The organism is Microbispora siamensis (assembly GCF_016863095.1).
GTDB lineage: Bacteria > Actinomycetota > Actinomycetes > Streptosporangiales > Streptosporangiaceae > Microbispora > Microbispora siamensis.
Window position 1 is genome coordinate 99,702 of sequence record NZ_BOOF01000004.1, and the last position, 19,515, is coordinate 119,216.

The following is a 19,515-nucleotide window of genomic DNA, read 5'->3' on the forward strand; positions in this document are numbered from 1 at the left end:
GTGAAAGAGCAGGCAAGGTGGGCAATGACAGCGTGACCCGGGAGCGTACGGGAGCGCTGACGCGGCGCGCCTTCCTGGTGGGCGTCGGCGCGGCCGGCGGCGCCGGAGCGATGTACGCGGCCATGGGCGCCCTCGGGCTCGCACCCGACCACCAGCAGAAGGACTACACGCCGCCCAGCCGGTCCGACTTCGCGCTGAGCGGGAGGGGCGCCGGGTCCGTCGTGATCCTCGGGGCGGGGATCGCGGGCCTGGCCACCGCGTACGAGCTGGGCAAGGCGGGGTACGACTGCACGATCCTCGAGGCCCGGGACCGGGTCGGCGGGCGCAGCCTCACGCTGCGCGGCGGCGACCGGCTGCCCGAGTTGTCCGGTGCGACGCAGGAAGCGCGGTTCGGGGAGGGCGTCTACTTCAACGCCGGGCCGGCCCGCATCGCCCAGTGGATGGTCACCCTCGACTACTGCCGCGAGCTGGGCGTGCCCATCGAGTTGTTCGTCAACGAGAACTCCGGCGCGTACGTCTTCAACAAAGGGATGAAGGCCCCGGTGCGGGCCCGCACCGCGCGCGCCGACACCTACGGCTACATCAGCGAGTTGCTGGCGAAGGCCACGAGGACCGGCGCGCTGGACGCACGGCTGACGGCGGCGGACAAGGACCGCCTGCTCCACTTCCTGTCGGAGTTCGGCGACATCGGGAAGCGCTATGTCTACACGGGGTCCGAGCGCAGGGGCTTCGCGACGTATCCCGGCGCCGGCGCGGGGGCGCCGCTCGACGGCCCGCCGGCCCTGTCGGAGGTGCTCGGCTACGGGCTCGGCCGGTCGATCGCGTTCCCCTTCGGCTTTGAGCAGGCCATGCCGATGTTCCAGCCGGTCGGCGGCATGGACGCCATAGCGGTCAAGCTCGCCGACGCGGTCGGTCGCGACCGCATCCGCACCTCGGCCGAGGTGAAGAAGATCACCAATCTGCCCGACGGGGTGGAGATCGAGCACACGGGCGGCCGTACGCGCGCGGACTACTGCGTCGCGGCCCTGCCGCCGCACGTGCTCGCACGGATCCCCGGCAACCTGGACGCCCGGGTCGTCGCGGCCCTGCGGACGCCCACTCCGGTGTCGGCCGGGAAGATCGGGCTGGAGTACCGCCGCCGCTGGTGGGAGACCGACGAACGGATCTACGGCGGCATCACCGAGACCGACCTGGACATCGCGCACATCTGGTATCCCTCGTACGGTTTCCACGGCACTCGGGGGCTGGTGGTCGGCTACTACAACCTCGACGAGGACGCCGAGGCGTACGCCCGTCTCACCCACGAGGAGCGGCAGCGGCGGGCGCTCATCCAGGGCAAGAAGATCCACGGCGAGAAGTACCGGTCGGAACTGCTGTCCAGCGTCTCGATCGCCTGGCAGCGGCAGCCGTACATCGAGGGCGCCTGGGTCGCCTGGCCCTCCTACGAGGGCGCCTTCGCGCTCCTGCAGCGGCCGGCCGGCCGGGTGTACTTCGCGGGCGACTGGCTCACGCACCTCATCGCCTGGCAGGCGGGGGCGCTGGAGTCGGCCCGTAAGGTGGTCACCCAACTGCATGAGCGCGCCGTCAAGGAGGGCTGAATGCCGCTCGAATGGGTTCCCGCGTCCGACCGGCCCGACCTGCTCGCCGATCCCGTCGCCAAGGCCGTGGCCTGTCTCGACGTCACGGTGCAGGTCGCCGAGATCGATGCCGCGCTCGCCGACACCGCGGCGTTCTGCGAGCGGTACGGCGTGGCGATGGAGGACTCGGCCAACTGCGTCATCGTCGCCGCCAAGCGGGGCGGGGAGACGCGGTACGCCGCCGTCATGGTGCTCGCCACCGGGCGGGCCGACATCAACGGAATCGTGCGCCGCCACCTGGACGCGCGGAAGGCGTCCTTCGCCCCGCAGGCGGAGGCCGTCGAACTGACCGGAATGGAGTACGGCGGCATCACTCCGATCGGTCTTCCCGAGGGCTGGCCGGTGCTCGTTGACGAAAACGTGACCCGGCGGCCGTTCGTGGTGATCGGCAGCGGCGTCCGCCGCTCCAAGCTGGCGCTTTCCGGCGAGGCACTGGTCGCGGCGACGCGGGGGGAGGTCCTCGCGCTCACCATTTGACCGTCTGCCCGGAAACCGTTGGCGTCTTTTCTCCGTTGTGCTGAGCGGAGATGTGGCGCGATGGTTCACTCATGGGCGTTCTTTTAGTCGGTATGGTGCTTAGGCAATGAATCAGGACGACCGACTGGGCCCGTACCGGCTGCTGAGGCGGCTCGGTGAGGGCGGCATGGGCGTGGTTCACCTCGCCCTCGACCCGCAGGGCAGGCAGGTGGCCGTCAAGGTCCTGCGCTCGGAGGTGGCGGGCGACGATGTCGCGCGCAGGCGTCTGTCGCGCGAGGTCGAGACCATGCGACGGGTGCGCGGGCCGAACATCGCGGAGGTCGTCGACGCCGACGTCACCGGGCGCAGGCCGTACATCGTCACGCGCTACGTGCCGGGGCGGCCGCTCGACGAGATCGTCAAGAACGACGGGCCGCTGTCCCTCGACGCCGTGCTCAAGGTCGCCGTCGGGGTGGCCGAGGCCCTCGCCGCCGTGCACGCCGCCGGGGTCATCCACCGCGACCTGAAGCCGGGCAACGTGCTGATGCTGGACGGCCAGCCGGTGCTGATCGACTTCGGCATCGCCCAGGCGGTCGACGCCACCCGGCTCACCCAGACCGGCATGGTCATCGGCACGCCCGGCTATCTCGCCCCCGAGATCATCGAGGGCCAGGAGGCCGGGCCGCAGGTGGACGTGCACGCCTGGGCCGGCACCGTGCTGTTCGCCGCCACCGGCCAGCCGCCGTTCGGCAAGGGCACGCTGGAGATGGTCTTCTTCAACATCACCTCCGGCCGGGCCAACGTCGAGGCCGCCCCCGCGCCGATCCAGCCCATGCTGCGCGCCGCCTTCAACCGCGACCCGGCCAGGCGGCCGACCGCGGCCGAGCTCGTACGGCAGCTCGCGCCGCTCATGCCCCGGTCGCCGGGCGGCAGGCCGCGGGTGCCCGACGAGATCACGACGGTGCCCAACGTCGACGACACCGGCGGTCAGCAGGCGCCAGGCGCCGGCCGGGGGCCCGGCGGGCCCGTCACGGGCGGGCCGCTCGCGGGCGGGCCGCCGACCGGGTCGCCGATGCCGCCGATCACCCCGCCGGTCGCGCCCGTGGCGACGCCGCCGGTGGCGCCGGCCCAGCCGGGCGGCCGCGCCGAGGAGTTCGTCTCACTGCTGCGCGAGACGCCCGCGGCGGGTCAGGGCGGCGACCCCTTCCCGACCGTGCGGGTGACCGGAGAGGACCTGCGCCGAGCGGGCCTCGGGCCGGCCGCTCCACCGAACGGCCCGGCGAACGGCCCAGGGCACGGCCCGGTGGAGAACCCGGCCGAGGGCGACATCCCCACGCGGATGGCTCCGCCCCGCACCCCGCCGACCGGCCCGTCCGGTCCGCCCGCGTACCCCGGCTCGCCCGTGTCGGGCCCGGCTCCCACGACCGGTGGGCCGTCCGCGCCGCCGCGTGGCCGGGCGGACGAGTGGCCCACGCCGATGCTGCGCCCGGAGGGCGACATCCCCACCCGGCGGGTGACCTCCGAGGAGGTGCGCCAGGCCGTCACCGGCGATCCCACGGGACCACGCGCGGCGTCCTCGGCGTTCACCCAACCCGGGTCCCCACAGCACGGGTCCCCACAGCACGGGTCCTACGAGCAGGGAGACGTGGCGGCGCGCGACCACGCGCTCTTCGGGCACGCGCCCGAGATCTACGAGCGGACTCCGCACATCCACCAGCCGAACCCCGCGCCGTTCATGCCGACCGTGCGGGTGCCGCCGCCGACCGTGCCGCCCATAGCGTTCCCGCCCGGGGGGCTGTTCCAGCGCTCCAAGGCGTACGGCGTGGCGAGCGCGCTGCTGCTCGTCGTGATGACGTCTCTCGCGGTCGTGGCGCCGCTGCTGGTGTGCCTGGTGGCCGTGCCGGCCGTGGTGCTGCTGCGGGCCGCCGACATGGCCCAGCCGCACCTCAACTCCCGCCGTCCGGCGGGCGCCGCGGCGGCCGACGTACTGCGGGTGCTGAGCCGTCCGGCGGAGCTCGTGAAGTCGATCGGCGTCACGATCGCGCTCGTGCCGTACGCGCTGATCCTGGGGCTGCCGGTGACGCTGCTGCTCACCGTTCTCCTCGGCGGCACGCCCGCGCTCCGGCTCGCGGCGCTGAGCTGGGGGATCGCGACGGCCTTGTGGACGATCTGCGCGGGGCCCGGAGTGGTGGGCCCGGGCAGGCAGATGCGGCGGACGCTGGCCTCACTGGTGCCCGGCGAGGGAGCGGCGAAGGGGCTCGCCTGGGGGATCGGCGCCTTCGCGGTGCTGGCGGCGGCGATCGCGCTCTCCAGCCTCCTGGGTAAACAGACAGCAGGGCACTTCTGGGGCCCAATCGACGTTGTGTCAGTACTGGAACGACTGAGAGACCTGCGTAACCAGGCGGGGAACGGGTGACGGGGGACGACATGTCGGCTACTGAGGCTCCGGAGAGGATCGGGCCCTACCGGCTGCTCAGGCAGCTCGGCGAGGGCGGCATGGGGGTGGTCCATCTCGGCCTTGACGCGGAGGGGCGCGAGGTCGCGGTCAAGGTCCTGCACCCGCATGTCGCCACCGACCTCAAGGCGCGCGACCGGCTCACCCGCGAGGTCGAGACCATGCGGCGGGTGCGCAGCAAGCGCGTCGCCGAGGTGCTCGACGCCGACCTGACCGGCGCCGCGCCCTACATCGTGACGCGGTACGCCCCCGGGCGGACCTTAGAGCAGACGGTGCTGGAGGACGGGCCGCTCGCCGACGACGGCGTGATCCGGCTCGCGGTGGGGCTGTGCGAGGCCCTGGTCGCCATCCACGCGGCCGACGTCATCCACCGCGACCTCAAGCCGGCCAACGTGATGCTCGTGGACGGCGAGCCGCTCGTGATCGACTTCGGCATCGCCCACCTGGTCAACGCCACCCGGCTGACCCAGACGGGGATGTTCGTCGGCACGCCCGGCTACCTCGCTCCGGAGATCATCCGGGACACCGAGATCACCCAGGCCGCCGACGTGCACGCGCTGGCGGCCACGGTGTTCTTCGCGGCGACAGGGAAGGCGCCGTTCGGCTCGGGCACGTTCGAGTCGGTCTGTTACAACATCCTCGAAGGCAAGGCGCAGGTGGATCTCGCGCCGGCCTGGCTGCGGGGCTGGCTCCGCTCCGCGCTGGCGCCCGAGGCCACGTCACGTCCCACGGCCGCGTCGCTGCTCCGGCTCACCCGTTCGCTCGACCCCTCGGTCACCGTGCTCCAGGAGACCGCCCACGAGCCGCCACGTGACGGCGGGACGCGGATCCTGGACGGCACGCGCGTGCTCGACGAGCCGGCGCGGGGGAACACGGGCGGCTTGAACGGGGGCGGCCCGGTGAACGGCGCCAACGGAAGCCGGACCACCATGCTGCCGGCCGACGACGACAGCTACTCCGACCTGCTGCCGCCGGTGAACTACGTGGAGCCGGAGCGCCCCCGCAGGGAGCCCCGGGCGCCCCGGCAGCGCCGCCCGGTGTCCGCGCCGCCTCCGGCGCATCCGCAGGCCCCGCCGTACGGGCAGGCGGGCCCGCCCCCGCCGCCGTACCAGCCTCCCGGGTATCAGCAACCCGTGTACCAGCCGTACACCGACCAGCGGGTGGCGGGCTACCCGGAGCCCCGGGTCGCGCCGCCGCCGGCTCCCGTCGCGCCGCACGAGCCCGAGCCGAGGCGGGCCCCCTACCGGGCCCCGCATCCGGTGCTCGCGGCCCTGCTGCTGGCCACGATCGTGGCGCTGGCCTGCCTGCTGCCGGTCGTGGTGAGCCTGTTCGCCGTCGTGGCGGCGCTGTGCCTGCGGGTGGGGCAGTATCTGCTCGGCGATCTCGCCGACCGCCGGGCCGCCCGGGGCAGCAGCGGGGCCGACCCGCTCCTCGCGGTGCTCGGCACGCCCTGGGCGCTGATCAAGGCCGGGCTGGCGACGGTGGTGCAGGTGCCGCTGGCCGTGATGTTCGCGATGTGCGTGTGGGGCGGGTTCCACTACCTGGGCGGGGTCAGGCCCGACCCCGCCGCCGCGTACGCCGCGGGCGCCTTCGTGGCGGGGCTGTTCCTCCTCCCGGGCGGGAAGGCCCCCCGCAAGGCCGTGTCCCGGACGCTGAGCGCGGTGATCCGGAGCCCCGGAGCGGGAATGATCGTGACGATCGCGGTCGGCACGGTCGCGCTGTTCGCGGTCATGACGGCGCTGTCCGCGGACGCCTCGTGGGTCCCCTGGCGGCCGCCGTCGGTGGCGGTGGACCACATCGTCGCGGATCTCAAACAGAAGGGTCAGGACACGGTCGTCAACCTGATCGGCGGCGTGATCGGGGACATCATGGACAGGATCGGCCTGGGCTTCCTGACCTTCTGGACCTGACCGCCCCGGTCCCCACGGTGAACCGGGAGGCACCTAATTGGGTACGCCGGAACAGCTTGGTCCCTACCGTCTGGTCTCCGCGCTCGGCTCCGGGGGGTTCGGTGAGGTCCACCTCGCGCTCGACCCCGACGGGCGCACGGTGGCGGTGAAGGTCCTGCATCCCCACGTCGCCTCCGACGGGTTCGCCATCACCCGCCTCGCCCGCGAGGTGGAGACCATGCGCCGCGTTCGCGGGGCCCACGTCGCCGAGGTGCTGGACGTCTCGCTGTCGGGGGAGCGGCCCTACATCGTCACCCGGTACGTCCAGGGCAGGCCGCTCAGCACGGTCGTGGCCAAGGACGGTCCGGTCGCCGGGGCCGACCTGCTGCGGCTCGCCCTGGGGCTGGCGGAGGCGCTGGAGTCCGTCCACGCGGCCGGTGTCGTCCACCGCGACCTCAAGCCGGCCAACGTGATCGTCTCCGAGCGCGAGCCGTACGTGATCGACTTCGGCATCGCCTGCGCGCTGGAGTCGGCCTCGGTCACCGCGTCGGGCGCGGTCGTCGGCACGCCCGGCTACCTGGCCCCCGAGGTGCTGGAGGGCCGGGAGGCCAGGCCGGAGGCCGACGTGTTCGCCTGGGGGGCGACGCTGGCCTTCGCCTCGTCGGGGCGGCAGCCGTACGGGACCGGGCCGGCCGCGGCGATCGCCTACCGGGTCGTCCACCGCGAGCCCGACCTGTCGGGCGTGCCGTCCTGGCTCGTCCCGATCGTGGAGCGGTGCCTGAGCGCCGATCCCGCGGACCGCCCGGCGACGGCCGAGCTGGCCGGGCTCGTCAAGGAGGCCGCGCCGGTGCTGGAGGGGATCGAGCCGGCGCGGCCCGGCCTGTCGGAGGCGCCCACCCAGCAGTGGCGGCCCGGTGACCGGCGGCAGGGCCGGCCCTCGCGCGGAACCCGGCGGGGAGAGGTGGACGACACGCGCGCCGCGCACCGGGAGAAGCTGCACCGGCGCTGGGTGATCGGCTCGGCGGTGGTCGTCGGCCTGTTCGCCGCCGCGGCGCGCGCCGACCTGCCCGAGGTGTCGCTTCTCCTGCTGGTGCTCTACGGCATCGCCCTGCTCGTGGACGCGGGGTTCGGGCTGATGGGGAAGTCGAGGCGGCGGCTCGTGGTGGACCTCGCGGGCGGCGTCGGGGCCGTCGCGGTGTGGGCGCTGCTCAGCACGTTGTTCAGCACGGCGACGCTCCTCCTGGCCGTCGGCACCGTCCTGTTCCTGCTCGTCATGCTCGTGTTCGCGAGCTGAATCCCGCCGGCGGCTAGGAGAACCAGTTGCCGCCGAGCTCCCGGATGGTCCTGCTGCCCTGGGGCACCAGCAGCGCCTCGCTCAGCACCTGGTTGACGTGCTTGGGGTCGTTGACCATGCCGAACAGGAAGAACGAGCCGCCGTCCGCCGTACGGAAGCCGAAGACCGAACCGTGCCCGGCGAACGCGACGTACGCTCCCTTGTACACCTTGGGGAACACCTTGCGGCTGTAGCTGTCCTTGGCCAGGCGGTAGCCGGAGGCGCCCTCCTTCTTCTCGTTGTTCCAGAAGTTCAGGTACTCCTCGGCCACGGCACGCGCCACGGTGGTGTCCATATCGGTGATGTAGCCGTCGGCGTCGAGCCGCGGCTCCGGCATCCGCTCGCCCCAGTGGATCGGTGTCGCGACGGCCAGCCTGAACGACTGCCCGGGGGAGCGGAAGAACGCGAGCGCGTGGGGGCGGGCATGGCCCTTGGTGTCCTTGTAGGTCGCCTGCGCGATGAACCAGTCGCCGATCGGCTGCTGCCGCTCCGGCCGCCACCACTCGCGCTTCCGCAGCGTCGCGTTGTACTTGCCCACCCACTCCCGCAGGGCCTGCCTCGCCTGGGAGATGGTCAGCCCGGTCTCGCCGGCGGAGGGAGTGGGGGCGGCGCTCGACGTCGGCCGGGGTGACGTGACCGTGCTCGGCGCGTCGGCGCGGTGGGCGACCAGATCGGTGACCACACCACAGCCGGACAGGCTCACGACAATAGCCACGATCAGCCACGTCCCACGCACCGGCAGAGACCCCCCAAGATCAGCCCCAAAATGCCAACATATCGGACACCGGAGCACGGTAAGCGCCGCGAGGTCCCGCCTGCTTACGATCATGGAGTGGCGGGCGTGGGCGGCGAGCGCCGCTCGGAGGTCCCGGCTACAGGGACCTCCGCGACGTCTCCGGAACATAGTTCGGTAGGGTGGCAGTGGGCGTGACCGGGTTCTGGGTAATTCCTCAACCGAAGGACGCGGCCGTAAAAACCTGGAGGTTTGCACCTAAGCTACCGATGGGTAACATACGCCTGGGGGGACCAGGGTCAGTTCGACACCCGGGCCACCTGCACAGGCGCGCCCGCGAGCACCTGGCAGTCTTGCATCACGTGCGCGTACCCCGCGCCACGTACCGAGAACCGCGGCGTCAGCCGTACGGAAAGGGGAGGTCGGCCACCGGCCATGAACATCGTCGTCTGCGTGAAGCAGGTCCCCGACACGGCGACCGAGCGCAAGCTGAGGTCCGATGACAAGACGCTCGACCGCGACGCCGCCGACGGCGTCGTGAACGAGCTCGACGAGTACGCGGTCGAGGAGGCGCTGCGGCTCAAGGAGGCCCATGGAGGCGAGGTCACCGTCCTCAGCATGGGCCCCGCCAAGGCGACCGAGACCATCCGCAAGGCCCTGGCGATGGGCGCCGACAAGGCGGTGCACCTGCACGACGACGCGCTGCACGGCTCGGACGCCCTCGGCACCTCCTACGCCATCTCCCAGGCCCTGAAGAAGATCGGTTTCGACCTGGTGATCCTGGGTTCCGAGTCGACCGACGCCCGCACCGGCATGCTCGCCGCGATGCTGGCCGAGCGGCTCGGCGCCCCGCAGCTCACGCTCGCCAGCAAGGTCGAGGTCGAGGGCACCTCGATCCGGGTCGAGCGGATCACCGACTACGGCTACGACAAGGTCGAGGCGTCGCTGCCCGCCGTCGTGTCAGTGGTCGAGAAGATCAACGAGCCGCGCTACCCGTCGTTCAAGGGCATCATGGCCGCCAAGAAGAAGCCGGTCGAGACGCTCGGCGTCGCCGACGCGGAGATCGCGGCCGACCAGGTGGGCCTGGCGAGCTCCTGGAGCGAGGTCGTCGACTTCGCCGCCGCCCCGCCGCGTGCCGCGGGCACCGTGATCAAGGATGAGGGCGACGGCGGAGCCAAGGCCGCCGAGTTCCTCGCGTCGAAGAAGTTCATCTGAGGGGCTTGGGATGAGTGAGATTCTGGTTCTCGTCGAGCACGTCGACGGTGACGTCAAGAAGGTCACCCTCGAACTGCTGACCCTGGCCCGGTCGCTGGGCACCCCGGCCGCCGTGTGGGCCGGCCCCGGCTACTCCGACGCTGCGAAGGCCAGGCTCGCCGAGTACGGCGCCGAGAAGATCTACGTGGCGGCGGCCGACGAGATCGGCGACTACGTGGTGGCTCCCAAGGCCGAGGTGCTGGCGCACCTGGTGGCCGAGCGGTCCCCGGCCGCGGTCTTCGTCGCCGCGACCGGCGAGGGCAAGGAGATCGCCGGCCGCCTGGCGGTCAAGACGGACTCCGGCGTGATCTCGGACGCGGTGGGCGTCGGCGAGGGCTTCGTCGCCGAGCAGTCCATCTTCGGCGGCGGCGTCAACGTCCACAGCCGCGTGAACAAGGGCACGCCGATCATCACGGTCCGGCCGAACAGCACCGCCCCCGTCGCCGCGGCCGCGGCCGGCGCCGAGGAGAAGGTGGAGGTCGCGCTGTCGGACGCCGCCCGCGCGGCCAGGATCGTCGAGCGGGTCGTCCAGGAGAAGGGCGCGCGTCCGGAGCTGACCGAGGCCGCGATCGTGGTCTCCGGCGGCCGGGGCGTGGGCTCGGGCGAGAACTTCGCGATCATCGAGAAGCTCGCCGACGCGCTCGGCGCGGCCGTGGGCGCCTCGCGGGCCGCGACCGACGCCGGCTGGTATCCGCACCAGTTCCAGGTCGGGCAGACGGGCAAGACCGTCTCCCCGCAGCTCTACATCGCGGCCGGCATCTCCGGCGCCATCCAGCACCGGGCCGGCATGCAGACCTCCAAGACCATCGTCGTGATCAACAAGGACGCCGAGGCGCCCCTGTTCGAGATCGCCGACTTCGGTGTCGTGGGCGACCTGTTCCAGGTCGTCCCGCAACTCACCGAGGAGATCGAGAAGCGCAAGTAGGACCGAGCAGGAAGCGGCGCCGCACGAGGAGTGCGGCGCCGTTTCCGTCTGCCGGGGCGGGCCGGGAGTCACGCGGCCTGGGGAAGGGACCGCTCCTCGTCCTCCGTGGACGCCCGCAGCGGGATGATCTCCGTACGGGACGCGGGCAGCAGCCGTGCGGCCACGGCGATGACGACGCCGAGCACGACCGCCACGCCCATCGCGAGCCGCAGCGAGGCCGCGGTGGACAGGAAGCCGATGACCACGGGCCCGAGCAGCAGGCCCGCGTAGCCCATCGCGCTCGCCTGCGCGATCGCCGGGCCGGGCTCGCGTGTCGCGGTCCCCGCCAGCGACAGCGCCATCGGCGAGATCGTCGCCACCGACAGCCCGATGAAGAACAGCCCGGCGACGGCGGCCACGGTCACCGGCGCGGCGATGACCACGAGGAACGCGAGTGCGGTGGCGGCGCCGGAGAACGTGATCAGCCCACGCGCGCCGTAGCGGCCGCGCAGCCGGTCGCCGGCCAGCCGGGCGAGCAGCATGCCCGCCTCGAACACCGGGTAGCCGAGCGCGGCGACCGCCTCGGAGGCGTGCAGCGTGCCGATCAGGTAGAGGCCGTTCCAGTCGGCGACGACGCCCTCCACCATGAACGCGGCGAAGGTGACCGCGCCGAGCAGGTAGACGACCCCGGGCAGCCTGCGCCGGGCACGAGCCGGCGCCCGGCCCGCCTCGTCCGCCTCGGGCGCGGGGTCGGGCAGGTGCAGACGGCTCAGGGCCAGCGCCGCCGGCACCGACACCAGGGCGACGACCAGGATGTGGACGGTGAGGGACAGGCCCAGGGAGATGGCCGCCGTGCCCAGCAGGCCCGCCGAGATCGCGCCGACGCACCATCCCGCGTGCATGCCGCTCATGATCGGCCGGCCGTACGCGCGCTCGACGGCCGAGCCCTGGGCGTTCATGCCGACGTCGACCGCGCCGAACGCCATGCCGAACAGCGCGGCGGCCACGGCCAGCACCGGGAGGGACGGCGCGAACGCGACGAGGACCAGTGACGCCGCGCACAGGGGAGCGGCCGCGCGCAGGACGCCTCGGCTGCCGATCCTGGCCAGGACGACGCGCATGAGCTGCATGGTGAGCAGCGCGCCGATCCCCCAGCTGAGCAGGGTGAGCCCGACCGACGACTCCGGCAGGCGGAGCCGGTCGGCCAGCGCCGGGAGGCGCACGGTGAAAGTTCCACACATAAGGCCGGCCAGGACAAAGGTGAGGACTGCCCCGTGACGGGCCTTCCTCAAAGCGCGGGTCATCACAGCTTCCTTTCCAGGTGAGTGGAGTGGGTTTCCGGGCCCGGTTTTACGGGCAGACACCAGCAGGTCGCCCTTTCACGGCGGAGCCGGAAGGAAGGGCGACCACCAGGTGTGGGTCAGGGGTCAACAAGCGGCGCTGTTCACAAGCGGCGCGCTACAACAGGGCGAGCAGCCTGGCGCGGATCGCGGCGTAGTCGATGATCGCCGCACAGTGGGTGGCGACCTCCCAGACGCCCTCACAGGCCAGCCGTACGACCTGGGAGGTCAGGGGGTCGGGCTCGTCGTCCAGGCCCTGCCGCATCCAGCGGTCCATCGCCTCGCGCAGCGGCGCGAGCAGTCCGGGATCGCCGGCCGCGCCCGTGACCACGGCCCATCGTCGCAGCCGGCCGGTCTCCACGGCCTCGAACGTCGCGGCGACGTATGCCCGGGTGTAGGTGCTCTCGGACTGCGCCTCGATGAGCGCGTCGAAATCGGCGATCAGGCGCTCGATCATGCCTTTGACGAGCGCGTCCTTGCTCGCGAAGTGATAGAGGAGACCGCCCTTGCTGACACCGGCGCGCTCGGCCACCGCCGCCAGGGTCAGGGCCTGGGCGCCCTGATCCTGCAGCAGGCCCTCGGCCGCGTCCAGCAGTTCGTCCCTCCTCATGCCCTCTACTGTACCGTCTGGACGGTTAAGTTGCGACACGTGCCGGTGTCCTTTGCCCACCCGGATACGCTTGGTGGGCTGAATACGTGTCAGGGAGGGGTCGTGGGAGCTGCTTATCTGGACCATGCCTCGACCACACCCATGCTGCCCGAGGCGATCGAGGCGATGACCGCCCAGCTCGGGCAGGTCGGCAACCCCTCGTCCCTGCACGCGGCGGGCCGCCGGGCCCGCCGGGTCGTCGAGGAGTCGCGCGAGACGATCGCCTGCGCGCTCGGCGCCCGCCCGAGCGAGGTCGTGTTCACGGCCGGCGGCACCGAGGCCGACAACCTCGCCATCAAGGGCCTGTTCTGGGCGAGGAAGCGGCCCAGGATCCTGATCAGCTCGGTCGAGCACCACGCCGCCCTCGACCCCGCCCACTGGCTCGGCGACAACCACGGCGCCCGGATCGAGCTGCTGGAAGTGGACGAGCGGGGCCGGGTGCATCCGGAGACGCTGCGCGAGGCCATCGCCCGCGACCCGGACGACGTGGCGCTGGTGAGCGTCATGTGGGCCAACAACGAGGTGGGCACCGTGCAGCCGGTGCCCGTGCTGGCCGCCATCGCGCACGAATACGGCATCCCCTTCCACACCGACGCGGTGCAGGCGGTCGGCCAGCTCCCGGTCTCGTTCGCCGAGTCCGGCGTGGACGCCATGACCGTCTCCGGCCACAAGGTCGGCGGTCCCGTGGGCGTCGGGGCGCTGCTGCTGGCCCGGGGCGTCGATCCGGTGCCCGTCCTGCACGGCGGCGGGCAGGAACGCGACATCCGCTCCGGCACTCTCGACGCCCCGGCCATCGCCGGGTTCGCGGCGGCGGTCGAGACGGCCGTCGCGCGGCAGCCCGCCACCGCCGAGCGGCTGTCGGCGCTGCGCGACGACCTGATCGAGCGCGTACGGCTGGCCGTGCCCGACGTCGTGCTGAACGGCGACCCGGTCAACCGGCTGCCGGGCAACGCCCACTTCTCGTTCCCCGGCTGTGAGGGGGACGCCCTGCTCATGCTCCTCGACGCCAAGGGCGTGGAGTGCTCCACCGGGTCGGCCTGCTCGGCCGGGGTCGCCCAGCCGTCCCACGTGCTGCTCGCCATGGGCCAGGACGGCGTACGCGCCCGCGGCTCGCTGCGCTTCTCCCTCGGCCACACCTCGGTGGAGGAGGACGTCGACCGGGTCGCGGAGGTCATCGGGCACGTCGTCGAGCGCGCCCGACGTGCCGGCTTGTCGTAACCTGCCTTCGGAGCCCGGTGCAGTGCCACACGACCGTCGCGAGCGGCCCCCGCCGGAACCCGTGACCTCCCGCCGCCATCGCCGCGCCTACCGGGCCGTACGGCGCAGCAGCGCCCGCTGCAGCCGTAGGACCGCCCGGATGCGCCGTGACGAGCGCAGCCACTCCAGGCGGGCCTGGAGCCGGTCGCCCAGGTCGACGAGCAGCTCCTCGTCCGCGAAGCGCTCGATTTCCGGGAACATCTGCCGCTCCTCGTCCAGGTGGGCGTGCGACTCCAGCGCGTCGTGCATCACGCCCAGCTCCCGGTCGAACCGCTCGGTCCGCGGGTCGGCCCGCACCAGCGCCGCCAGCTGGTCGCTGAGCTGGCGGTGCTCGGACCAGGCCGCCGCGATGGCCGGGGTGATGTCCCGCATCGCGGGATAGAAGACGCTCTCTTCGATCCGCTCGTGCATCCACAGCTCGTCGAACAGCTCGTCGGCGAGCGCGCGCCGCCGGCCGGGCTGGGAGCGCGGCGTCTCCCGCAGCTGCCGCATGAGCCCCCGCAACACCTCGTGGTGCTCCACGAGCACCCGCGTCGCCGTCTTCCGCTCCCGCCGGGCGGGCGCCTGCGGCGCCTCCGTGAGCACCTGCTGCCTCCTCCTCACGGCTGCACCTCCTGCTGGTGGACCAGTGCGCTCCCGGGAGGGGCGGTGGCCGCGGCAGGCGCACGGCGCACCTCGATCCACCCGTCGCGTACGCGGGTCTGGAAGCACGGCACGGGCGCCGCGGCCGGGCCGTTCAGGCTCTCTCCGCTGGACAGCTCGAACCGGGAGCCGTGCCAGGGGCAGGTGAGGGCGCCGTCCCTGAGCCAGCCCTCGGACAGCGGGCCGCGCAGGTGCGGGCAGGTGTTCTCCAGGGCGTGGATGCGGCCGTCCGCGCGGACCAGGACGACGTCCACGTCGCCCGCCCGCGCCCGGCGAGGGCTTTTGTCGGTCAGGTCGTGCTCGGCCATGACGCGGACGAAGTGACGTGGTTCGAGCTGCCTGCCGGTCTGGTCGACCCCGATCCGGTGGCGGTAGACGAGCGTGCCGCCCAGGAAGCCGCTGACCATGATGACGGGATAGCCGAGCAGGGCGGCGAGCCGCCCCCGCAGGTGGTGCCCTCGGCCCCGCTGCACCCACGACCAGCCGTACAGGCCGAGGGCGAGCGTATTCAGCGTGCCGTGGACCATGCCGACGCGCCGGGCGTGGTCGTGCGTGTGCTGCCAGTCGTGTAGGCCCGTCACCGCCGCGGCCAGCGCTCCGGCGAGGCCGACTCCCACGGCTGCCCGCGCCGCGCGTTTCTGCCCGGCGAGGTCCAGGACCAGCGCCGTCGTCCAGGAGCCGATCGGAAGGTCGGTGAACACCGGGTGGAGAGGGTGCCCCAGCCAGACGCCGTGCAGGAAGCCGCGGGTGCGGCCGCCGGTGATCCCGAGGAGGTTCTCGGTGAACGCGAGGCCCTGTTCGAGCCGATGACCCGCCCGGTCGAGGCGGTCATCGCCTTCGATCGCGTTCAGCAACCGGTCCAGTGCGCGCTGAGCCATGTCCGACCCCAATCCCATCGCCGGATCGGCCCCGCAGCCTGCGGGAACGGGCGGAACGCGGGCGCTCGCCCGCGCGTTGCGTCTATCGCGACGTGCCCGTGCTCAAATGTGGTGAAACGCGCCGAATATCCGGTTCAGGTCAGGAAGGGGGCCACCGCACTCCATGAGGGGTCCTCGGCCACGTCGACGCGGGCCCGCCCCTCCTTCCACTCGGCGGCGATCTCCTCGACCACGGGCGGCACGGCCGCCGCGGGGTCGGCGTAGACGTGCAGCACCCGGCTGCGGTCGGCGCTCAGGTGGGCCGTCAGTACGGCCGAGCCGAGCGTGGCCAGCCGTCCGGTCAGCCGCTCCTCGAAGTCGCGCAGCGCGTCCAGGGAGGCTCCCGTGGGCAGCCCGTCGCCGTCGGCCTCCTGGTAGGGCAGCGTGACCGCGATGTGCTGGTCGAACAGCGGGAAGTCGACCGGCCTGAGGGGATAGCGGGCGGCGGCCGTCAGCCGGCCGCCAGTGGCGGTGTGGCCTTCGAGGAGCGCCCACTGCTCCTCCGCGAAGCCCTCCGCCACGTCGGCGACGACGGAGGGCAGGTGGATCGCGGGAAGGGCGTCGATCGGCTCGAACTCCGCGGCCACGATCTCGCCCACCCAGCGGGCCACCTCGTCCTCGCCCAGCAGCCAGTCGAGCGCGAGGAGGGTCGCCTCCATCCGCGTGTCGTCGTCGACGTCGGGGAAGATCGGGTGGAAGGCGGTGACGTCCACGCGCGGCGTGCCGGGCGGCACGCGCAGCGCCACCACCAGCCGGTCGAGGCCGAACTCCCGGCCGCCGACGTCGACCGTCAGATCCGCGGCCTGCGGGTTCGCCTGCCGCGACGGATGGAACTCCCACATCGCGTCCGCCGGCGGCGCGGCCAGGGCCCAGCGGTGGGCGAACGGCCGCAGCTCCGGGTCGCCGGACGCGCTGACGACCAGGGCGTTCACGGCCATGCGACCGGGAGCGATCTCCCAGACGAGGGACGGATGGAGCGCGGTGACGGCGGGGCCGATCATCTCGGCCAGGGCCTCGGGGTCCTCCGCCTCGACGTGCGCGTCGATCTGGGGACGTGCCTGGTCCCACCAGGTCCAGAAGGCCGCGATGGCCTCGGTGGGGTCGGCGGACTCGCTCTTGCGCCCGAACAGTCGCATGACCCCGCATCCTCCCAGCCCGCCCGCCCCGATGCCAACGCGGGCGCGGCCCGGTGGGCGGTAACCTCGAACTGTTATGGGTCCCACACGAAAGCTCCGCGTCCTCGCCGCCATGTCCGGCGGCGTCGACTCCGCGGTCGCCGCCGCCCGGATCGCCGAGGCGGGGCACGACGTGACCGGCGTCCATCTGGCGCTGTCGTCCAACCCGAAGTCCTACCGCACCGGCGCCCGCGGGTGCTGCACGCTGGAGGACGCCCGCGACGCCCGCCGGGCGGCCGACGTCATCGGCATCCCCTTCTACGTGTGGGACATGGCGGAACGGTTCCACCGCGACGTGGTCGAGGACTTCGTCAGCGAGTACGCCGCCGGGCGCACCCCCAACCCCTGCCTGCGCTGCAACGAGAAGATCAAGTTCGAGGCGGTGCTCGACCGGGCGCTCGCGCTCGGCTTCGACGCCGTCGCCACCGGCCACCACGCGCGGCTGGAGGACGGCGTGCTGCGGCGCAGCGTCGACGAGGCCAAGGACCAGTCGTACGTGCTGGGCGTGCTCACCCGCGAGCAGCTCGCGCACGCGATCTTCCCGCTGGGCGGCTCGACCAAGGCGCAGGTACGCGAGGAGGCGGCGCGGCGCGGGCTGACCGTCGCCGACAAGCCCGACAGCCACGACATCTGCTTCATCGCCGACGGCGACACCCGGGCGTTCCTCGCGGATCGGCTCGGCGCGTCCGAGGGGCCCATCGTCGACGCGCTCACCGGCCAGGTGGTCGGCAGCCACCAGGGGGCGTACGGCTTCACGGTCGGGCAGCGCAAGGGCCTGCACATCGACCGCCCGGCCGCCGACGGCAGGCCGCGCTACGTGCTGTCCATCGAGCCGGTGTCCAACACGGTCACGGTCGGCCCCCGCACATCCCTGGAGGTCCGGAGCATCGTGGGGGAGCGGCCGGTGTGGAACGGCCCGGTGCGGGAGCCGTACGAGCCGATCACCTGCACGGTCCAGTTGCGGGCGCACGGCGAGGTGTACGGCTGCCGCGCCCAGGTGTCCGGAGGCGAGCTGCACATCGAGCTCGACCGCCCGGCGACCGGCGTCGCGGCGGGGCAGGGCGCCGTCCTGTACGACGGCGAGACGGTCATCGGCTCCGCCACGATCGCCTCGGCCGCCTGAGATCAGGAGATCTCGACGGACTCCCCGGCCGGGATGCGGCGGAAGTCGGCCTTCTGCTTGTCCGCCTCCATGCCGAGCCAGTTGTCGATCAGCTTCGCGCCGATCTCGTTGACCAGCCCGTCATGGGTCGAGTAGGCCCGGGCGGGCCGGACGTAGCGCAGGTAGAGGATCGTCTCGGCCGCCTTGAGCCATGGGCCGTTGGTCGGCACGAGCAGTGTGGGAACCTCGGCGCCCGGCGGCGTCAGGGCGTCACCGGGGTAGAACACCTCGTCGTCCACGAAGAAACCGACGTTCTGCACGGGCGGAACGTCGGGCAGGTTGAGCGCATGCCACTCGCCGACCGCCCGCACGTGGAAGCCCGCCGTCTCGAAGGCGTCCCCGTGGTGGACGACCTGGACCTTCGCCGGGATTTCGCCGAGCTGGTCGGCGACGGCCCGGCAGGTGTAGACCTCCAGGTCGGGGCTCGCGTTCCTGAGCAGATTCGCGTCCACGTGGTCGAAGTGCTCGTGGGTGATGAGCACGGCGTCCGCGCCCTCGATGAGCCCCTCGCCGCTGAACGAGCCGGGGTCGATGACGAGCGTCCGCCCGTCCTTCTCCAGCCGCCAGCACGCGTGACCGAGTTTGGTGAGTTTCATAATCCCTAAGCTAGTCACCGTGAGCGACTATCCGTGGAGCGAGGCCACAGCCACCGGGGTGGGGTCCTACCCGGGTGAGGACCATCTGGAGGCGGTCAGGACGGCCTTCGGTGAACTGCCCATGCCCTACCTGCCCGAGCTGCCCGCCCGGGGCGTGGGCGCCGACATGATCGGCCGTACGGCGTCACTGTTGGTCGAGCTGCCCGTGGAGGTGCAGCCGTCCGGCTGGCGGCTCGCCGACCGGCCGGGACGGGACTTCAAGCGGGCCAGGGATCACCTCACCCGCGACCTCGACGGCCTGGAGGAGGTCTCCCAGGGCTACGAGGGGCCGTTCAAGATCCAGGCATGCGGGCCGTGGACGCTCGCCGGAGCGATCGAGCTCAGGCACGGCGACAAGGTGCTCGCCGACGCGGGAGCCGTACGCGACCTGACCGAGTCGCTGGCCGAGGGGCTGGCGCAGCACGTGGCGGAGGTCCGGCGCCGGGTCCCGGGAGCCGACCTCGTCGTCCAGATCGACGAACCGGGGCTGCCGGGGGTGCTGGCGGGCACGGTGCCGACCGCGTCCGGCTTCGGGCGGCTGCCCGCCGTCGAGTCCCCGATCGCGGCCGAGCGGCTGAAAACCGTGCTCTCCGCGCTGGAGCCCGCCTTCCCGGTCGTCCACTGCTGCGCGCCGGGCGTGCCGTACGAGGTGATCCGTACGGCGGGAGCGCGGGGCGTGTCGGTGGACGCGGCGCTGCTGCGCCGCCGCGACGAGGACGCCATCGGGGAGACCATCGAGAAGGGGCTCGCGCTGCTGCTGGGCGTCGTGCCCGGGGTCGACACCCGGCTGCCGGACGTCGGCGTGGTGGCCAAGCCGGCCGTCGAGCTGTGGCGCCGCCTCGGGTTCCCGCCCGCCCGGCTCGCCGAGCAGGTCGTGCTCACCCCCGCCTGCGGCCTGGCCGGGGCCTCGCCCGCGTACGCGAAGGCGGCGCTGGCCCGGTGCCGGGAGGCGGCCCGCGTGCTGCGCGAGGACCCCGGGGAGTGACGGGCGCTGCGGCTCGCAGCGGGGATGGATGTTCACACAGCCACAGTGAGATTCACTGAAGGAAGCTCCATGGCATCGCGTGGGGTTCCGAT

The 19,515-nt window shown here is 72.7% G+C and carries 17 protein-coding genes; 10 read left to right on the forward strand and 7 right to left on the reverse strand.

The features are described 5' to 3' along the window. The first annotated feature begins 17 nt into the window (after positions 1 to 17). The 5 genes from Msi02_RS04825 (at position 18) to Msi02_RS04845 (ending at position 7,731) form a co-directional block, all read left to right on the forward strand. Positions 18 to 1,598, forward strand: coding sequence for a flavin monoamine oxidase family protein (locus Msi02_RS04825; protein ID WP_239108127.1), 1,581 nt, complete (start codon positions 18 to 20; stop codon positions 1,596 to 1,598). After that, on the forward strand, positions 1,599 to 2,114 hold the full coding sequence (locus Msi02_RS04830; protein ID WP_204047253.1) for a YbaK/EbsC family protein: 516 nt from the start codon (positions 1,599 to 1,601) through the stop codon (positions 2,112 to 2,114). It begins immediately after the preceding gene. A gap of 106 nt (positions 2,115 to 2,220) precedes the next feature. After that, positions 2,221 to 4,509, forward strand: a complete 2,289-nt coding sequence (locus tag Msi02_RS43000; protein WP_239108128.1) for a serine/threonine-protein kinase — start codon at positions 2,221 to 2,223, stop codon at positions 4,507 to 4,509. Positions 4,510 to 4,520: 11 nt separating this feature from the next. Beyond that, complete coding sequence (locus Msi02_RS04840; protein ID WP_239108129.1) at positions 4,521 to 6,458, forward strand: serine/threonine-protein kinase; 1,938 nt, start codon at positions 4,521 to 4,523, stop codon at positions 6,456 to 6,458. A 37-nt stretch (positions 6,459 to 6,495) separates the two neighbouring features. Further along, positions 6,496 to 7,731: a serine/threonine-protein kinase gene (locus Msi02_RS04845; protein ID WP_204047255.1), complete on the forward strand. Its 1,236-nt coding sequence runs from the start codon at positions 6,496 to 6,498 to the stop codon at positions 7,729 to 7,731. Positions 7,732 to 7,744: 13 nt separating this feature from the next. Here Msi02_RS04845 and Msi02_RS04850 read toward each other — a convergent pair whose 3' ends face one another. Then, positions 7,745 to 8,485, reverse strand: coding sequence for a DUF8094 domain-containing protein (locus Msi02_RS04850; protein ID WP_204047256.1), 741 nt, complete (start codon positions 8,483 to 8,485; stop codon positions 7,745 to 7,747). Between the two features lie 453 nt (positions 8,486 to 8,938). On the opposite strand from Msi02_RS04850, the gene Msi02_RS04855 reads away from it, so the two are divergent. Together Msi02_RS04855 and Msi02_RS04860 are read left to right on the forward strand one after the other, a co-directional pair. Then, positions 8,939 to 9,718, forward strand: coding sequence for an electron transfer flavoprotein subunit beta/FixA family protein (locus Msi02_RS04855; RefSeq protein ID WP_079312857.1), 780 nt, complete (start codon positions 8,939 to 8,941; stop codon positions 9,716 to 9,718). A gap of 10 nt (positions 9,719 to 9,728) precedes the next feature. After that, positions 9,729 to 10,682 (forward strand): electron transfer flavoprotein subunit alpha/FixB family protein, encoded by a 954-nt coding sequence (locus Msi02_RS04860; RefSeq protein WP_204047257.1) that lies wholly within the window; start codon positions 9,729 to 9,731, stop codon positions 10,680 to 10,682. Between the two features lie 68 nt (positions 10,683 to 10,750). On the opposite strand, the gene Msi02_RS04865 is transcribed toward Msi02_RS04860, so the two are convergent. Both Msi02_RS04865 and Msi02_RS04870 read right to left on the reverse strand, forming a co-directional pair. Then, the gene (locus tag Msi02_RS04865) at positions 10,751 to 11,965 is read right to left on the reverse strand and encodes an MFS transporter (RefSeq protein WP_204047258.1); all 1,215 of its coding nucleotides are present in this window, start codon (positions 11,963 to 11,965) and stop codon (positions 10,751 to 10,753) included. Positions 11,966 to 12,119: 154 nt separating this feature from the next. Beyond that, positions 12,120 to 12,611, reverse strand: a complete 492-nt coding sequence (locus Msi02_RS04870) for a TetR/AcrR family transcriptional regulator (RefSeq protein ID WP_079312851.1) — start codon at positions 12,609 to 12,611, stop codon at positions 12,120 to 12,122. Between the two features lie 102 nt (positions 12,612 to 12,713). Between Msi02_RS04870 and Msi02_RS04875 the strand changes: the two genes are divergently transcribed. Continuing rightward, positions 12,714 to 13,868 carry a cysteine desulfurase family protein gene (locus Msi02_RS04875; protein WP_204047259.1) on the forward strand — a complete coding sequence of 385 codons (1,155 nt, stop codon included), beginning with the start codon at positions 12,714 to 12,716 and terminating at the stop codon, positions 13,866 to 13,868. 87 nt (positions 13,869 to 13,955) lie between these two features. Here the strand turns inward: Msi02_RS04875 and Msi02_RS04880 are convergent, their stop codons facing one another. The 3 genes from Msi02_RS04880 to Msi02_RS04890 all read right to left on the reverse strand — a co-directional run bounded on the left by Msi02_RS04880 (position 13,956) and on the right by Msi02_RS04890 (position 16,602). After that, the gene (locus Msi02_RS04880; protein WP_204047260.1) at positions 13,956 to 14,510 is read right to left on the reverse strand and encodes a hemerythrin domain-containing protein; all 555 of its coding nucleotides are present in this window, start codon (positions 14,508 to 14,510) and stop codon (positions 13,956 to 13,958) included. Next, a complete protein-coding gene (locus Msi02_RS04885) occupies positions 14,507 to 15,427 on the reverse strand; it encodes a Rieske (2Fe-2S) protein (protein ID WP_204047261.1) in 921 nt (306 codons plus the stop codon). Before Msi02_RS04885 ends, Msi02_RS04880 begins: the two co-directional genes overlap by 4 nt. A gap of 134 nt (positions 15,428 to 15,561) precedes the next feature. Then, positions 15,562 to 16,602 carry a DUF695 domain-containing protein gene (locus tag Msi02_RS04890; RefSeq protein WP_204047262.1) on the reverse strand — a complete coding sequence of 347 codons (1,041 nt, stop codon included), beginning with the start codon at positions 16,600 to 16,602 and terminating at the stop codon, positions 15,562 to 15,564. 76 nt (positions 16,603 to 16,678) lie between these two features. Here Msi02_RS04890 and mnmA point away from each other — a divergent pair, with 76 nt between their 5' ends. Beyond that, a complete protein-coding gene (gene mnmA / locus Msi02_RS04895; RefSeq protein ID WP_275414081.1) occupies positions 16,679 to 17,764 on the forward strand; it encodes a tRNA 2-thiouridine(34) synthase MnmA in 1,086 nt (361 codons plus the stop codon). Positions 17,765 to 17,766: 2 nt separating this feature from the next. On the opposite strand, the gene Msi02_RS04900 is transcribed toward mnmA, so the two are convergent. After that, complete coding sequence (locus Msi02_RS04900) at positions 17,767 to 18,399, reverse strand: MBL fold metallo-hydrolase (protein WP_204047263.1); 633 nt, start codon at positions 18,397 to 18,399, stop codon at positions 17,767 to 17,769. Positions 18,400 to 18,418: 19 nt separating this feature from the next. On the opposite strand from Msi02_RS04900, the gene Msi02_RS04905 reads away from it, so the two are divergent. Next, entirely contained in the window at positions 18,419 to 19,423 is a 1,005-nt protein-coding gene (locus Msi02_RS04905; RefSeq protein ID WP_204047264.1) for a methionine synthase, read from the forward strand. Positions 19,424 to 19,515 lie beyond the last annotated feature (92 nt).

Excerpts from the sequence above, each read along its gene's own strand:
- Msi02_RS04830 (WP_204047253.1), top strand. The coding sequence starts at position 1,599 with ATGCCGCTCGAATGGGTTCCCGCGTCCGACCGGCCCGACCTGCTCGCC.
- Msi02_RS43000 (WP_239108128.1), top strand. The coding sequence starts at position 2,221 with ATGAATCAGGACGACCGACTGGGCCCGTACCGGCTGCTGAGGCGGCTC.
- Msi02_RS04840 (WP_239108129.1), top strand. The coding sequence starts at position 4,521 with ATGTCGGCTACTGAGGCTCCGGAGAGGATCGGGCCCTACCGGCTGCTC.
- Msi02_RS04855 (WP_079312857.1), top strand. The coding sequence starts at position 8,939 with ATGAACATCGTCGTCTGCGTGAAGCAGGTCCCCGACACGGCGACCGAG.
- Msi02_RS04860 (WP_204047257.1), top strand. The coding sequence starts at position 9,729 with ATGAGTGAGATTCTGGTTCTCGTCGAGCACGTCGACGGTGACGTCAAG.
- Msi02_RS04865 (WP_204047258.1), bottom strand. The coding sequence starts at position 11,965 with ATGACCCGCGCTTTGAGGAAGGCCCGTCACGGGGCAGTCCTCACCTTT.
- Msi02_RS04870 (WP_079312851.1), bottom strand. The coding sequence starts at position 12,611 with ATGAGGAGGGACGAACTGCTGGACGCGGCCGAGGGCCTGCTGCAGGAT.
- Msi02_RS04885 (WP_204047261.1), bottom strand. The coding sequence starts at position 15,427 with ATGGCTCAGCGCGCACTGGACCGGTTGCTGAACGCGATCGAAGGCGAT.
- Msi02_RS04890 (WP_204047262.1), bottom strand. The coding sequence starts at position 16,602 with ATGCGACTGTTCGGGCGCAAGAGCGAGTCCGCCGACCCCACCGAGGCC.
- mnmA (WP_275414081.1), top strand. The coding sequence starts at position 16,679 with ATGGGTCCCACACGAAAGCTCCGCGTCCTCGCCGCCATGTCCGGCGGC.
- Msi02_RS04900 (WP_204047263.1), bottom strand. The coding sequence starts at position 18,399 with ATGAAACTCACCAAACTCGGTCACGCGTGCTGGCGGCTGGAGAAGGAC.